This is a genomic window from Citrobacter sp. Colony219 (genome assembly GCF_019382635.1).
Lineage (GTDB): Bacteria > Pseudomonadota > Gammaproteobacteria > Enterobacterales > Enterobacteriaceae > Citrobacter > Citrobacter youngae.
In genome coordinates this window covers 3,717,544-3,717,754 of record NZ_CP080033.1, presented here as the reverse complement: position 1 = coordinate 3,717,754, position 211 = coordinate 3,717,544, and the positions used below count along the sequence as shown (strand labels likewise).

At 51.2% G+C, this 211-nt stretch carries 1 rRNA gene (cut by both window edges); it reads left to right on the top strand.

What is annotated here, in order from left to right:
- Nucleotides 1–211, top strand: a 23S ribosomal RNA gene (locus JTI85_RS16685) (it extends past both window edges: 1,515 nt to the left, 1,180 nt to the right).

The window sequence follows — 211 nt, the reverse complement described above, 5'->3', positions numbered from 1 at the left end:
GGTGTGATGACGAGGCACTACGGTGCTGAAGTAACAAATGCCCTGCTTCCAGGAAAAGCCTCTAAGCATCAGGTAACACGAAATCGTACCCCAAACCGACACAGGTGGTCAGGTAGAGAATACCAAGGCGCTTGAGAGAACTCGGGTGAAGGAACTAGGCAAAATGGTGCCGTAACTTCGGGAGAAGGCACGCTGATATGTAGGTGAAGTG